The 14304-nt window shown below is 67.5% G+C and carries 13 protein-coding genes; 7 read left to right on the forward strand and 6 right to left on the reverse strand.

Annotated elements, in window-relative coordinates; translation table 11 throughout:
- The 3 genes from ctrA to lptB form a co-directional block, all read right to left on the reverse strand.
- Window positions 1-641 (reverse strand): response regulator transcription factor CtrA (gene ctrA, locus ELY12_RS13265; RefSeq protein ID WP_164549473.1); only part of this gene is annotated, 641 nt, incomplete at its 3' end.
- Between the two features lie 154 nt (window positions 642-795).
- Window positions 796-2241: an RNA polymerase factor sigma-54 gene (rpoN, locus tag ELY12_RS13270; protein WP_126177194.1), complete on the reverse strand. Its 1446-nt coding sequence runs from the start codon at window positions 2239-2241 to the stop codon at window positions 796-798.
- 8 nt (window positions 2242-2249) lie between these two features.
- Window positions 2250-3026, reverse strand: coding sequence for an LPS export ABC transporter ATP-binding protein (gene lptB / locus ELY12_RS13275; RefSeq protein ID WP_126177195.1), 777 nt, complete (start codon window positions 3024-3026; stop codon window positions 2250-2252).
- A 164-nt stretch (window positions 3027-3190) separates the two neighbouring features.
- On the opposite strand from lptB, the gene ELY12_RS13280 reads away from it, so the two are divergent.
- Entirely contained in the window at window positions 3191-3583 is a 393-nt protein-coding gene (locus ELY12_RS13280) for a hypothetical protein (RefSeq protein WP_241229878.1), read from the forward strand.
- Between the two features lie 53 nt (window positions 3584-3636).
- A complete protein-coding gene (locus ELY12_RS13285) occupies window positions 3637-4980 on the forward strand; it encodes a TldD/PmbA family protein (RefSeq protein ID WP_126177196.1) in 1344 nt (447 codons plus the stop codon).
- Between the two features lie 156 nt (window positions 4981-5136).
- Here ELY12_RS13285 and ppa read toward each other — a convergent pair whose 3' ends face one another.
- From ppa to ELY12_RS13300, 3 genes are read right to left on the reverse strand one after another with little or no spacing between them, the layout of a single operon-like run.
- The gene (gene ppa, locus ELY12_RS13290; RefSeq protein WP_126177197.1) at window positions 5137-5673 is read right to left on the reverse strand and encodes an inorganic diphosphatase; all 537 of its coding nucleotides are present in this window, start codon (window positions 5671-5673) and stop codon (window positions 5137-5139) included.
- A gap of 45 nt (window positions 5674-5718) precedes the next feature.
- Window positions 5719-6402 carry a DUF1345 domain-containing protein gene (locus tag ELY12_RS13295; protein WP_241229879.1) on the reverse strand — a complete coding sequence of 228 codons (684 nt, stop codon included), beginning with the start codon at window positions 6400-6402 and terminating at the stop codon, window positions 5719-5721.
- Window position 6403: 1 nt separating this feature from the next.
- Window positions 6404-8344 carry a M61 family metallopeptidase gene (locus ELY12_RS13300; RefSeq protein WP_126177198.1) on the reverse strand — a complete coding sequence of 647 codons (1941 nt, stop codon included), beginning with the start codon at window positions 8342-8344 and terminating at the stop codon, window positions 6404-6406.
- A gap of 95 nt (window positions 8345-8439) precedes the next feature.
- Here ELY12_RS13300 and hisS point away from each other — a divergent pair, with 95 nt between their 5' ends.
- The 5 genes from hisS to lnt all read left to right on the forward strand — a co-directional run bounded on the left by hisS (window position 8440) and on the right by lnt (window position 14281).
- Window positions 8440-9693 carry a histidine--tRNA ligase gene (gene hisS / locus ELY12_RS13305; RefSeq protein WP_126177199.1) on the forward strand — a complete coding sequence of 418 codons (1254 nt, stop codon included), beginning with the start codon at window positions 8440-8442 and terminating at the stop codon, window positions 9691-9693.
- On the forward strand, window positions 9690-10760 hold the full coding sequence (prfA, locus tag ELY12_RS13310) for a peptide chain release factor 1 (protein ID WP_126177200.1): 1071 nt from the start codon (window positions 9690-9692) through the stop codon (window positions 10758-10760). The genes hisS and prfA overlap by 4 nt, the downstream gene beginning before the upstream one ends.
- On the forward strand, window positions 10757-11689 hold the full coding sequence (locus ELY12_RS13315; protein WP_126177201.1) for a N5-glutamine methyltransferase family protein: 933 nt from the start codon (window positions 10757-10759) through the stop codon (window positions 11687-11689). The genes prfA and ELY12_RS13315 overlap by 4 nt, the downstream gene beginning before the upstream one ends.
- 233 nt (window positions 11690-11922) lie before the next feature.
- Window positions 11923-12696, forward strand: coding sequence for a DUF4167 domain-containing protein (locus ELY12_RS13320; RefSeq protein ID WP_126177202.1), 774 nt, complete (start codon window positions 11923-11925; stop codon window positions 12694-12696).
- A gap of 10 nt (window positions 12697-12706) precedes the next feature.
- Complete coding sequence (gene lnt, locus ELY12_RS13325) at window positions 12707-14281, forward strand: apolipoprotein N-acyltransferase (protein ID WP_126177203.1); 1575 nt, start codon at window positions 12707-12709, stop codon at window positions 14279-14281.
- The last annotated feature ends 23 nt before the right edge of the window (window positions 14282-14304 follow it).

Genomic DNA, 14304 nt, shown 5'->3' on the forward strand with positions numbered 1-14304 from the left:
ACGGTCTCGATGTAGTTCTCGCCGCTGCACGCGTGGCTGAGCTTCTTGCGCAGCTTGCAGATGAACACGTCGATGATCTTGAGCTCGGGTTCGTCCATCCCGCCGTAGAGGTGGTTGAGGAACATTTCCTTGGTCAGCGTGGTGCCCTTGCGGAGCGAAAGAAGCTCCAGCATCGCGTATTCCTTGCCGGTCAGGTGGACCCGCGCGCCATCGACCTCGACTGTCTTGGCATCGAGGTTCACCGCCAGCTTGCCGGTGCGGATGACCGACTGGCTGTGGCCCTTCGAACGGCGCACCACGGCGTGGATGCGGGCGACCAGCTCTTCGCGGTGGAACGGCTTGGTCACGTAATCGTCGGCGCCGAAGCCGAACGAGCGGATCTTCGAATCCATCTCGGCGATGCCCGACAGGATCAGTACCGGCGTCTGCACCTTGGCGACGCGGAGCTTCTTCAGCACGTCGTATCCGTGCATGTCTGGCAGGTTCAGGTCGAGCAGGATGATGTCGTAATCATACAGCTTGCCGAGGTCCAAGCCCTCTTCGCCGAGATCGGTCTGATAGACGTTGAACCCCTCGGTCGTGAGCATCAGCTCGATCGCCTTGGCCGTCGTCGGCTCGTCCTCGATCAGCAACACGCGCATCGCCGGTACCCCCCTGTGATCCCCAAAATCCGTGGTAACGCCCCGTCAATGGGTGTTGCCCGCGGTTAACCACAAAACATCTGAAGGAAAAAGGTTAACGGCGAGTAAAGCGCGTTAAGACTTTCTGGGTGTGGCACGGCGGACTCACTTGTCCTTAGCCGACCCCCGCCAGCTTTTTTTGCCGGCGGCGCTGGACGCTGGAGCCGATCCCCATTGCCTCGCGGTACTTGGCGACGGTGCGGCGGGCGAGATCGAAGCCCTTCTCCTTGAGCAGGTCGACCAGCGTATCGTCGGACAGGATGTCCTTCGGGTCTTCCGCCTCGATCAGCGCCTTGATCGCCGCCTTGACCGCTTCGGCGCTGGCAGCACCCTCGCCGTCGGCGGTGGCGACACCGCTGGTGAAGAAGTATTTCAGCTCGAACGTCCCGCGCGGGCAGGCGAGGTACTTGTTGCTGGTAACGCGACTGACGGTGCTTTCGTGGAGGTCGATCGCCTCGGCCACCGCGCGCAGGGTGAGCGGCTTCAGCTCTGACACCCCCCGGCGGAAGAAGCCTTCCTGCCGCTTTACAATCTCGGCGGCGACCTTGAGGATGGTCTTGGCGCGCTGGTCGAGCGCCTTCAGCAGCCAGTTGGCCTCGTTGAGTTGTTCCTTGAGCCAGCTTTCGGCCGCCTTGCCGCCGCCCTGCTTGAGCTGGACATAGTACGAGCGGTTGACGATCAGCCGCGGCAGCGTCGCCTCGTTGAGCGCGATATCCCATCCGGCGCCGGCGGGCTGCAACAGGATGTCGGGCGTGACCGCCGCCTCCCCACCGCCGCCGTATTGGAGGCCGGGCCGGGGATCGTAGCCGCGCAGCTCGGCGAGCATGTCGGCGAAGTCTTCGTCGTCGACCTCGCACATGCGCTTGAGGCGAGTGACATCGCCGCGGGCGACCAGTTCAAGGTTGTCGATCAGACGCGCCATGCAGGGGTCGTATCGGTCGGCTTCCCGGGCCTGGAGGGCGAGGCATTCGGCGAGGTTGCGCGCGCCGACGCCGGTTGGATCGAGCGACTGGACGACGGTCAGCGCACGCTCCGCCTCGGCCAGCGGCACGCCCAGCGCACCGGCGATTTCGCCAAGCGTGACAGTGAGATAGCCCGCTTCGTCGAGCTGATCGATGATCGCGCGGGCGACGAATTCCTCGCGGCTGTCGCCCGCCGCGGCGCCGACTTGGGCGTGGAGATGTTCAGCGAGCGAAGGCCCCTCGCCACCGCGTTCGGACATGTCCGGGCCTTCCTCGCCGCCAGAACAATGGGCGGCGCTCCAGTCGCCGTCGCCGGTGTCGCGGTCGCGGTCGAGGGCGCTGGAATCGATGTCGAGCGCCGTCTCTCCGTCGCCGGAATCGGCCCCAGCTTCGCGCACAAGTGATTCAACCTCGCCTTCCGGGGAGTCGTCGCGGCTGACCTCGCCCATCTCGAGCAGCGGATTGGCTTCCAGCGCCTCGCCAATGAAGGTTTCGAGTTCGAGATTAGACAGTGCGAGCAGGCGGATCGCCTGCTGCAGCTGCGGCGTCATCACCAGCGACTGGCTTTGCCTGAGATCGAGGCGAGGACCCAGCGCCATGGTTCAGGTCACAGCGTGAAGCTCTCGCCGAGGTAGAGCCGGCGCACGTTCTCGTCGGCGACCAGCGCTTCAGGAGTGCCGGCAAACAGCACCTGGCCGCCATAGATGATGCAGGCGCGGTCGACGATCTCGAGCGTCTCGCGGACGTTGTGGTCGGTGATGAGGACACCGATGCCGCGGGTCTTCAAATCCTTCACCAGGTCGCGGATGTCGCTGATCGACAGCGGGTCGATCCCGGCGAAGGGCTCGTCGAGCAACATGATGCTCGGCTTGGCGGCCAAGGCCCGGGCGATCTCGCAGCGCCGCCGTTCACCGCCCGACAATGCCATCGCCGCGCTTCCCCGCAGCCGCTGCAGCCCAAATTCATCGAGCAGCCGGTCGAGTTCGCGCGCCCGCGTTTCCTTGTCGGGCTCAACCAGCTCGAGCACGCAGCTGATGTTCTGCTCCACGGTCATCCCGCGGAAAATGCTGGTTTCCTGCGGCAGGTAGCCGAGGCCGAGGATCGCGCGCCGGTACATCGGCAGCTTGGTCACGTCCTCGCCGTCCATCAGGATGCGGCCCGAATCGGGGCGGACGAGGCCCATGATCGAATAGAAGCAGGTGGTCTTGCCCGCGCCGTTGGGTCCGAGCAGGCCGAGCACCTCGCCCTTGGCGACCGTCAGCGAAATATCGCTCAGCACGCTGCGCTTGTCGTAGGACTTGGCGATCGAGATGACCTCGAGACCGCCGTTTGGCATCGGAGCGGTGGCGTCGATAACCGGAGCGGAAGGGTCGAGCGTGTCCATCGCGCCTGCATGTAGCACCGCGCGGGGCGCAGAAAACCCCGCTTGGCAGGTTTCGTGCATGGCGCGCGGCGGACCGCCGAGACGGATACGGTTAGCGCCCCTTGCGCCCCGCTCTCGAATTTGAGACAGTCCCCGGCGGAGAGAGTACTGGGAGACAAGGGCCGATGCCCAAGGCGATCGATCGCACCGAAGCCGCGCACACCGAGCACCCGATTGCGGGACGCAAGCTCGATTGGCGCAAACGGATGAGCGACAACGTCGCCTATGCCCTGCTGGTTTACACCGCGCTGCAGATCTTCGTCACCGTGCATGCGTTGAAGTCCGGCACGGACTCGGCCTCGATGCTGCCCTATCTCGCCCTCGTCGTGCTGGTCGCGGCGATCATCCCCGCCTGCCGCGCGTTCGAGGCGCGCTGGATGGGGATCTCCGACGAAGCGGCATCCGATCCCGACTACCGCGGCGCCTACCGCCGCGACCAGGCGATGCTGTGGATCGTCGCGATCGGCCTGCCGTTCGCGCTGACCGGCGTGTTCAAGGTGCTCGCATCGGTCGTCTAGCGGCGGGCCGCCGCGCCTTGCCCTGAGGTCCCGCGCACCCTAGCTCGCGCGGCATGCAATCTTCCGAACTGCTCGACGCCGCCCAGGCCCTGATCGATCACGCGCGCCGATGCGGCGCGGATGCCGCCGATGCGACCGGGCACACGTCCTCCGCGCACGGCGTCAGCGTCCGGCTCGGCGTGCTCGAGGACATCGACCGGTCGGAAGGCGCGCACGTAGGCCTGCGCGCGTTCGTCGGCCAGCGTTCCGCCAGCGTTTCAACGAGCGACCTGTCGCCGGCCGGCCTGCGCGAGCTGGCCGAGCGGGTGGTGGCGATGGCTCGCCACGCGCCGGAAGATCCGTTCGCCGCGCTCGCCCCCGAGGCGGCGCTGGCGCGCGGACCGTTCCCCGACCTCGACATCGCCGATCCCAGCGATCTGACCGCCGAGCAACTGCGCGACCGCGCGTGCGAGACCGAGGACGCCGCGCGCGCGGTTTCGGGCGTGCGCAACAGCGAAGGCGGCAGCGCCGTGCTCGCCCGCGGCGGGTCGGTGCTGGTGACCAGCACGGGCTTGGCGGCCGCTTACGAAGGCGCCAGCCACTCGCTGTCGGCGAGCGTCATCGCCGGCGAGGGCGACGGCATGCAGCGCGACTACGCCTCGCGCAGCGCGCGCTATCTGACGGACTTGCCGGGCCCGGCAGAGGTCGGCCGGCTGGCCGGCGAGCGCGCGGTGGGCCGCCTTGCGCCGGCCACCCCGGCAGGCGGGAGAATGCCGGTGGTGTTCGACCCCCGGGTTTCGCCGTCGCTCGTCGGCCACTTGCTCGGCGCGATGGCCGCGCCGGCGATCGCCCGCCGCGCGAGCTTCCTGGTCGGGCGCGAGGATGAGGACCTGTTTCCCGCGGCGATCCGGATAATCGACGACCCGCTCCGCCCGCGCGGCATGCACTCGCGTCCGTTCGATGGAGAGGGTGTCGCCTGCGCCCCGCGCGTGCTGGTCGAACACTGCAAGGTGACCGGCTGGCTGACCAACGCCGCCTCCGCCGCCCAGCTCGGCCTGCCGCTGACCGGCCACGCCTCGCGCGGGGCCGGCGGCACGCCGGGGGTTTCGCCGAGCAATGTCGACCTGCTCGCCGGCGAAGCGACGGTGGAAGAGCTGATCGCCGACATCCGCGAGGGCGTGCTGGTCGATTACCTGATCGGGCAGGGGATCAACCCGGTAACCGGCGACTACAGTCGCGGCGCCGCCGGGCGACGGATTGTCGACGGCAAGATCGCCGGCCCGGTCGCGGGCTTCACCGTCGCCGGCAACCTGATCGACATGTTCGCGGGGCTGCGCGCGGCGAACGATCTCGAAACCTGGCGCGCCATCAACGCGCCGACGCTGCGGGTCGACGGGATGACGGTGGCTGCTGCTTAAGCTTTTAGCCCTCTCCCCTTGAGGGAGAGGCGGAGGGAGAGGAGTCGGCGGCGCCAGCCGCCGCTGACGCGGCGGACCCCTCTCGCGGGGTCTCCGCAAAGTAGTACTTTGTGGGGTGCCCCAAACCCTCTCCCGCAAGGGGAGAGGGCTTTAAAACTACTTCCTCGCGCTCTTCGCCCGCTCGATGCAGTCGAGCACGACCTTGCGCGCTTCGGCGGCATCGCCCCACTTGCCGACACGGACCCACTTCTCGGCTTCCAGATCCTTGTAGTGGGTGAAGAAGTGCTCGATCTGCTGGAGCACGATCGAGGGCAGGTCCTGCCGCTCGCCGACATCCGAATAATACGGGAAGGTCGTGTCGACCGGTACGCAGATGAGCTTCTCGTCGCCGCCGTGCTCGTCTTCCAGGTTGAGCACGCCGATCGGCCGCGCGCGCACCACGCAGCCCGGGATGAACGGGCTGCGGCTGATGACCAGCGCATCAAGCGGGTCGCCGTCGTCCGACAGGGTGTGCGGGATGAAGCCGTAGTTCGCCGGGTAGCGCATCGGGGTGTGCAGGATGCGGTCGACGAACAGCGCGCCACTCGCCTTGTCGAATTCGTACTTCACCGGCTCGCCGCCGGTCGGCACTTCGATGATGACGTTGAGGCTCTCGGGCGGATTGTCGCCCACGGGAATCTTGTCGATTTGCATGGCGCGCGCCCTAGCCGCGCACATGCTGCGCCGCAACACGCTAGGTTAGGATGAACCGCCCAGCACGTTGATGGTGAACGCGATCACCCCGATGTTGAACACGAACGCGGCGAAGCTGTGCAGCAGCGCGATCTTGCGCACGCCGGTGGCGGTGATCGCGACGTCGGAGGTCTGAAAGGTCATGCCCAGGGTGAAGGCGAAGTAGGCGAAGTCCCAGTAATCGGGCGTCTTGGTGCCGGGAAAGTCGAACCCGCCGACATCGCCGCCGCTCTTCTCGTCGGTCGCGTAAAACGCATGCGCGTAGTGCAGCGCGTAGATGCTGTTGGCGAACGCCCAGACGAGCAGCAGTGTAGCGACGAGCTTGGCGATCGGCAGCCACTCACCGCTTTGCGCGCCCTGCAGCTCGGCGGTGATCGCCGCCATCGCGACCACCGTCAGCAGCGAGGTGATGCCGAGGATCAGTCCGCGGTTGGCATCGTTGTCGCGCGCATGCTCGCGAATCTCCTCCGCGCTGCAATCTTTCAGCAGCGGCGCGAGCGAGACGAGGAACACCAGCGCGGCGGCATCGAACGCCATCGCCGCGCCGTCGCGCCAGTCGTCGGAGGGAAACCACCACTGATGCGCGAACCACGCCGCGATCAGCGCGACGAGGAACAGGATGAAGCGCGGCGGCGCGAGCCGGTTGCCGATCCCCACCGCCTTGGCGGCCCGGGACGCGCCGCGGGCCAAGCTATTGCCCGGTGCGCGGCGCGAGCAGCCGGTCGAGCGGCTGCTCGCCCGTGCCGCTCGGCACCAGCCAGGGGTAGCGCAGGCCGCCGTGGTAGTCGACCGGCACAGTCGTGTAGATGTCGCCGCGCTTGACCAAGAGCTGGATCGGAGCCTTCGAGCCGGCAGCCGCGGTGACCGCCGACTTCATGACGTCCGCCGAATAGGCCTCTCCATTGACCGCGACGATCTGCGAGGTGGTGACCAGCCCCGCGTTGAACGCCGGCCCGTCCCACCGCGCCGAGGTGACCTTGCCGTCCTTGTCGAGGGCGAAACCGAGCGAATAGGTGAGGTCGAGCCCCTTGCCGCTATCCATCACGCCCTTGTCGTAGGGGTTCGGCGTATCGCGCCAGACGAGCTGGTAGCCGGCCATTTCGATCCCCTTGGTCGGGGACGGCTGGTTCGGCTTGAGCAGGCGGGTGGTGAGGAAGTTCGCCCAATCGTACGGGTAAATCCCGTTGAGCGCCGTCACCACGTCGTCGAAGGTGTAGGTCAGCTCGCCCCAATCGCCGTCGCGCATGCCGAAGAACGCTTTGGCAAAATCGTCGAGCCCCTTCGCGCCGCCGGTGCCCTGGCGAATGATCTGGTCCGCCTCGAGCCAGGTTAGCGCGCCCTCGACGTAGTAGTCCTCGCTGCGCTGGAGCGACGGGTAGGGATGAGGCCGGCGGGCGTTGACGATCGGATCGTTGGTGGTGTCGCCCACGTCGCGCCACTCGCGGCCCGGCTGGCCTTCGGAATAGGTCGCGGCGTTGCGCGCGAGCGTGCCGAGGATCGTCTCTTTCTTCTGGATGCCCGACCGCGCGGCGAGGACGTAGCCCCAGAACTGGGTCTGCCCTTCATAGAGCCACAGCAGCGAACCCTGCATCGGGGTGCGGTAGTCGGGAGTCCACAGGTCTGCCGGGCGGCGGAACTTGCCGTTCCAGCTATGCACCAGCTCGTGGCTGACCACGTTGTGGTCCCAATCCATCTCGTCCCATTTGACGAAGCTGTCGGGTTCGTACTGGTTTTCGGCCGAGCGATGATGTTCAAGCCCGATGCCGCCCATGCGGTCGGTCAGCGCGAGCAGCATGTCGTAGTGATCGAAGTGCCGCGCGCCGAACAGCGCGTCGGCCTCGTTGATCAGGTTCTTGAACGACTGCAGGTTCTGAGGCGCGAGCGCGAGCTGGGTCGGCTTATCGGCCACCACGTCGAGCCGCACGTCCTCGCCGATGTCCCAGCTCTGCGCGTTGATCCCGGCGAAGATCGGCGAATCGACCAGCGTCTCGTAGTCGGTCGGCGCCCAGGTCACCGTGTCGCCGGCGCGCTTCTGGCCGTCGAGCGCGGTGTAGACCTTCCAGTCCTTGGGGAAGGTCACCTTCGGGCCCACTGCGATCCGGCGGGCGTAGTGGCCGGCGGGGTAGAAGCTCATCTTCTCCCACTGCAGGTTGAGCATCTCCTGCGTCATCGTAATGCGACCCTCGCTCGACTGCAGCGGCGAGGTGTGGACGAACTTGGCGACGACGGTCTTGGCGCCCTTGGGGAGCGTCACCTTGAAGGCGAATACGTCGAGCGGATCGCGCTTCCACGCGACCGGCTTGCCGTCGACCAGAAAGTGGATGTCGGACACTTGCGCGATCGGCCCGCGCGCGGCGTGGTTGCCGGGAAGCCACTCGGGATAGAGCAGCGTCAGCTCGGTGGTGCCGGCGGGGACCGGGATGGTCTCGGTCACCCGATACAGCCCGCGCTTGGTGTCGCTGGCGTCGATGGTGAGGTCGATCGTGCCGCCGGGCCACGGGGTGTCGGCGGGCAGCGGCGTCGCGCTGGTGAGCGCGGTGGCGACTGGCATCGAGCGATTGCCGTCCTGAGCGACAGCGGGGGTGGCGAGAGCGAAGGCGAGGAGCGGGAGGAGCGCGATGCGATAGATCATGGCCAAGTCTCTGCGGGAAGCATCGGGCGCGCGCAACCCGCCGTTCGACGAGCGGCTTTCGCCGATGCAGCGAACCCGCTAGTGCGCGCCGCGCAATGAGCCAGAAAACTCCTCAAGCCATCAGGGGCACCCAGGACATCTTCGGCGCGGAGGCCGAGGCTTTCGCGTATGTCGTGGAGACCTTCGAGCGTATTCGAAAACTCTACCGCTTCCGCCGGATCGAGATGCCGGTGTTCGAACGGACCGAAGTGTTCAGCCGCTCGATCGGCGAGACCACCGATGTCGTGTCGAAGGAGATGTACTCGTTCGAGGACCGCGGCGGCGAAAGCCTAACCTTGCGGCCCGAGTTCACCGCCGGGATAGCGCGCGCTTACCTCACCGACGGCTGGCAGCAGTATGCGCCGCTCAAGGTCGCGACCCACGGCCCGCTGTTCCGCTACGAGCGCCCGCAGAAGGGCCGCTACCGCCAGTTCCACCAGCTCGACGCCGAGATCATCGGCGCCGCCGAACCGCAGGCTGACGTCGAGCTGCTGGCGATGGCCGACCAGCTGCTGAAGGAGCTGGGCATTGCTGAGGGCGTGACGCTGCAGTTGAACACGCTCGGCGACGGCAACAGCCGCGAGGCGTGGCGCAGCGCGCTGGTCGAGCACTTCGCAGGGGTGCGCGGAGAGCTCAGCGAGGATTCGCAAGAGCGCCTCGACAAGAACCCGCTGCGCATCCTCGACAGCAAGGATCCGCGCGACAAGGTGTTCGTCGGCGACGCGCCCAAGATCGACGACTTCCTGAGCGCGGAGGCACAGGACTACTTTGGCAAGGTGTGCGACGGCCTCGGCGCCGCCGGCGTCGCGTGGGAGCGCAACCCCGCGCTGGTGCGCGGCCTCGACTACTACCGCCACACCGCGTTCGAATTCGTCACCGACCGCCTCGGCGCCCAAGGCACCGTCCTCGGCGGCGGCCGCTACGATGGGCTGATCGAAACCCTCGGCGGCCCGCATACTCCGGCCGTGGGTTGGGCCGCGGGGATCGAGCGGCTGGCGATGCTGGTGGGGGACAAGGGCGAAGACACCCCTGAAGTCGTCGTAGTCGTTGAGGACGATGCCTTTGTCACCGAGGCGATTGCCGCAATTACGCGATTGCGGTCTGACGGCATGAGCGCGGTCCTCATTGCCACTGGCAGTCCGAAAAAGCGGTTCGACAAGGCGGCCAAGATGAACCCAGCGGCGATTGCTTTTGTAAGGTCGCAAGATGGTGGCCCAATCTGGGGAGTACGAGAAATGCGCGAAAAGGGCGACTTCGACTTCGCCCTGATCGTTCATCGGACTGTGGCGGGTTCGTTCAACAAGCCATGACCATCCCCGCCGAACGGCTCGAACAGATCCTGCACCGGTTCAGCGAACTCGAAGCTCGGCTCGCTTCGGGGACGCTCGAGGGCGCGGAGTTCGTGGCCGCCAGCCGCGACTATGCCGAGCTCGAACCCGTCGCGCGGACGGCCGAGGCAGTGCGGACGATGCGCGGTGAGCTGGCCGAGCTCGAAGCGCTCGACGATGCCGACCCCGACATGCGCGCGCTGGCCGAGGAGGAGGTCATGCGGCTGCGCAACGCCCTCCCCGACGCCGAGCATCAGCTCGCCATCGCCATGCTCCCGCGCGACAGTGCCGACGCGAAGCCGGCGATGCTCGAAATCCGCGCCGGCACCGGGGGGGATGAGGCGGCGCTGTTCGCGGCCGATCTCTACCGCATGTACGAACGCTTCGCCGCCGAGCAGGGCTGGCGGGTCGAGCCGGTCAGCATGAACGCTAGCGACATCGGGGGCTTCAAGGAAATCGTCGCCAACGTCGCCGGCTCGGGCGTGTTCGCCAAGCTCAAGTTCGAGAGCGGCGTCCACCGCGTCCAGCGCGTGCCGGTGACCGAAAGCGGCGGGCGCATCCACACCTCTGCGGCGACCGTCGCGGTGCTGCCCGAGCCCGACGAGGTCGACGTGCAGATCGAGGACAAGGACCTCAAGATCGACGTCTACCGCGCGAGCGGCGCGGGCGGGCAGCACGTCAATACCACCGACAGCGCGGTGCGCATCACGCACCTGCCCACCAACACTGTGGTCACCTGCCAGGACGCGCGCAGCCAGCACAAGAACAAGGAGAAGGCGATGCAGGTCCTCCGCGCCCGCCTGTTCGAAGCGCAGCGAGAGGCGACCCAGGGCGCGGAGGCCGAGGCGCGCAAGGCGATGGTCGGCTCGGGCGACCGTTCCGAACGCATCCGCACCTACAATTTCCCGCAAGGCCGGGTGACCGACCACCGCATCGGGCTGACCCTTCACAAGCTCGACGAGGTGCTCGCCGGGCCGGGGCTGGGCGAGCTGGTCGACGCGCTGATTTCGGAGGACGAGGCCAAGCGGCTGGCCGCGCTCGGCGAATGACCAGGGTCAATCAAGCGCTTCATTCGGCCGCCGAACAGCTGTCGAACACTTCGGACACCGCACGGCTCGATGCCGAACTGCTGATGGCGCACGCGCTGGGGGTGACGCGGTCGGAGCTGCTGCTGCGGCATATGCGCGACGAGGCACCGGCTTCATTTGGCGCATTGGTAAAGCGCCGATCTGCACATGAACCCGTCGCCTACATCACCGGCGAGGAGGAGTTTTACGGTCACACCTTCACGATCACACCCGCGGTCCTGATACCTAGGTCGGACAGCGAAGCCGTTATCGATGCGGCCCGCGAGGCGATGGACGGAAAACCGGCGCGGCGGATATTAGACCTCGGGACCGGCTCGGGAGCGCTGTTGCTCACGATGCTGCTCGTGTGGCCCGAAGCCGAAGGAATGGGAATCGATCGCGATCCTTGCGCGGTGTTTGTCGCGCTCAAGAACGCGGAGCGGGTAGGGGTCAATCCGTCCTACGATCCCGAAGAAGCCGAAGCATTTCTGGTGAAGATTCGAGCCAGCGGGATCGACACATCGAGCGGCGCACTCGGGTACGTTTCACGTGGCCGGGCAAGCTTTCGAGTGCTCGACTGGACGAAGCGCGGATGGCGAACTCATCTCGGCCGGTTCGACCTCATCGTCGCCAATCCGCCCTATGTGGAGGACACCGCCCAGCTCGATCCGACGGTCCATGACCACGAACCCCACGGCGCGCTCTACTCAGGGCCGGAGGGGCTGGATGACTACCGCGCGCTGATCCCGCAGCTCCCCGCGTTGCTCGAGCCCGGCGGGGTCGTGGTGCTCGAAATCGGTTACGCGCAGGACGATGCGGTCGCCGCCATCGCCGCCGCATCCGGCTTCTCCGCCGAACTCCGCCGCGATCTCGCCGGGCGGCCCCGCGCGCTTATCCTCCGCCGCGACTGACTTAGGACTTGGCAAACGCGCCTGCGATAGCTACTTCGTGACCCAAGCCCAGCGGATTGCGGCGCGTCCGCCTCCCGCTCGGCCCAGCTCCAACATTTGCATGATCTTCGCGGGATGCACCCGCTGGACAGGGCAGATAGGGCACCGCGACCCATGACGGGCGCGAAGAGGGTCATGCGACCTGTCCGGCGCGAGGGGACGGCCGGGGGTCCACCAGAAGGAAGAGTTTTTCCTTGAACAACAACAGCAACAACAATCGTAACAACAACCGGCGCCGTGGCCGCGGCAATCGCCAGCAGGGCGGCGGCAACCAGAACCGGATCGACAGCCGCGCGCGCGGCAATGCGCCGCAGATGCTCGACAAGTATCGCAAGCTGGCGCAGGACGCCCAGCACAACGGCGACCGCGTGCAGGCGGAATACTACCTGCAGTTCGCCGATCACTATTTCCGCGTCATCGCCGACAGCCGCCCGCGCCAGGAAGAGCAGCGCGCGCGCCGCGACGAGCGCGATTTCTCGAACGAGGAAGAGGGCGACGAGGACGAGTTCGATTCGCCGCGCACTGCGCGTGAAGACCGTCAGCGCGACGATCGTCCCCGGGAAGACCGGCAACGTGACGACCGCCAGCGCGACGACCGTCCGCGGGGCGACCGCGGCCGCAACGATCGCCAGCGCCAGCCGAACCGCGAGGAAGGCGAGCGTGTCAGCGAAGGCGAGGCGGCCAACGAGTACGAACCGGCAGAGAATCCGTTCGTCCGTCCCAGCCGCGAACGCAACAACCGCCGCACGCGCGGTGGGCGCGGCAATGAGGGCGAAACCGCCGACATGACCAGCGACGTCGGCGAAATCGACGCTTCGGCGCTGCCGCCGTCGTTCTCCGCTGGCATCGCCGCCAACAGCGACGACGATGCCGAGCCGGTCACCCGCAAGCTCCCGCCGCGCCGCCGCCGCAAGCCCGCCGATGAAGCCGGTGAGGGCGAAGGCGATAACCTGACGGCGGTCGGCTGATCGCGACGGCGTGGGCCTGCCAGCCCGCCTGACAGGTACCTTTGCGGCCCACCCGCGGCTGAGCGCGCTCGGCTGCGGGCTGGTCGCCGCGCTCGGCTTCCCGCCGCTCGGGCTATGGCCCTTCACGCTGATCGGCGTCGCCGGGCTTGCCGCGTTGCTCGTGCGCACGAGCGGCTGGAAACAGGCGGCGTGGATCGGCTGGCTGTTCGGCGTCGCGCATTTCACGTTCGCCAACAACTGGATCGCGACCGCGTTCACCTACCAGGCGAACATGCCCGCCGCGCTCGGCTGGGCTGCGGTGCCGCTGCTGGCGCTCTACCTCGCCGTCTATCCCGCCATCGGCGCCGGACTGGCGCGGGCGATCGGCGGGACAAGGCCGCTGCCCCTCGCACTTGCGCTGGGCGGCGCGTGGACGGTGTCCGAATGGCTGCGGAGCTGGGTGTTTACCGGCTACGCCTGGGACCCGCTGGGGCTCGCCTTCCTCGGCCCGTTCGACCGCGCCGGCCTTGCCGCGCTGCTGCCGTGGATGGGCACCTACGCCCTCTCCGGCCTCGTCGCGCTGATTGCGGGCGGTCTCGCGGCACTCGCCGCCGCGCGCGCATGGTGGCGAGCGCTGGCGGTCGTCGCCTTGGTCGCGGTCGGCATGTACCTGCCTGGTCCCGCCGAGCAAAAGGGCAACCTGCCCGTCACGCTGGTCCAGCCCGGCTTCATGCAGGACGAGCTCGACCAGCCCCAGCTTTACGAAGGGCAGTTCCGCGAACTGGCCCAGACTACTGCGCCGCGGCGGGATAACGGCAAGCGACTGGTGCTGTGGCCCGAGTCCGGGCTGCCCGACTACCTGCGCGACGGGTATCCGCGCCGCTATTATCTCGCGAGCACCGCCGGCGCCGACCCTCAGTATGCGCGCACCCGCATCGGCCAGACAATCGGCCCCGGCAGCCTGCTGCTGACCGGTGCCGTCGACCTGGAGATCGCGGGCGGCAAGGCGGTGGGCGCCTACAACGTGGTCACCGCGCTGGACTCGCAAGGCAACTTTCACGGCAGCTACGCCAAGGCGCATCTGGTGCCTTATGGCGAGTACCTCGCGCTGCGCTGGCTGCTCGAACCGCTCGGCGCGTCGCGGCTGGTTGCGGGGACGACCGACTTCATTCCCGGCCCCGGCCCGCGCACGCTCGACCTCGGCGACTACGGCAAGGCCGGGATGCAGATCTGCTACGAGATCACCTTCGCCGGGCAGGTCGTCGATCGGGCGCATCGGCCCGACTACATCTTCAACCCGTCGAACGACGGCTGGTTCGGCCATTTCGGACCGCCGCAGCACCTGGGGCAAGCGCGGATGCGCGCGATCGAGGAAGGGCTGCCGGTGCTCCGCGCGACGGTCAACGGAATCAGCGCCGTGATCGACGCGCGCGGTGTGGTGCGCGCGCATCTGCCGTCGAGCCACCTGCCCGGGCGGATCGATGCACTGGTTCCACCCGCCCTGCCCGCGACGTGGTTCGCGAGCCTCGGAAACGTACTGTCGCTTGCCTGGGGGATAGCGATCCTCGGCCTGTCCCTGCTTGTCAGGCGGCGGCGGCGCGGCTAGGCCCCGAGCCACATATAAAGCTT

This window comes from Tsuneonella rigui, assembly GCF_003958625.1.
GTDB classification, from domain to species: Bacteria; Pseudomonadota; Alphaproteobacteria; order Sphingomonadales; family Sphingomonadaceae; genus Tsuneonella; species Tsuneonella rigui.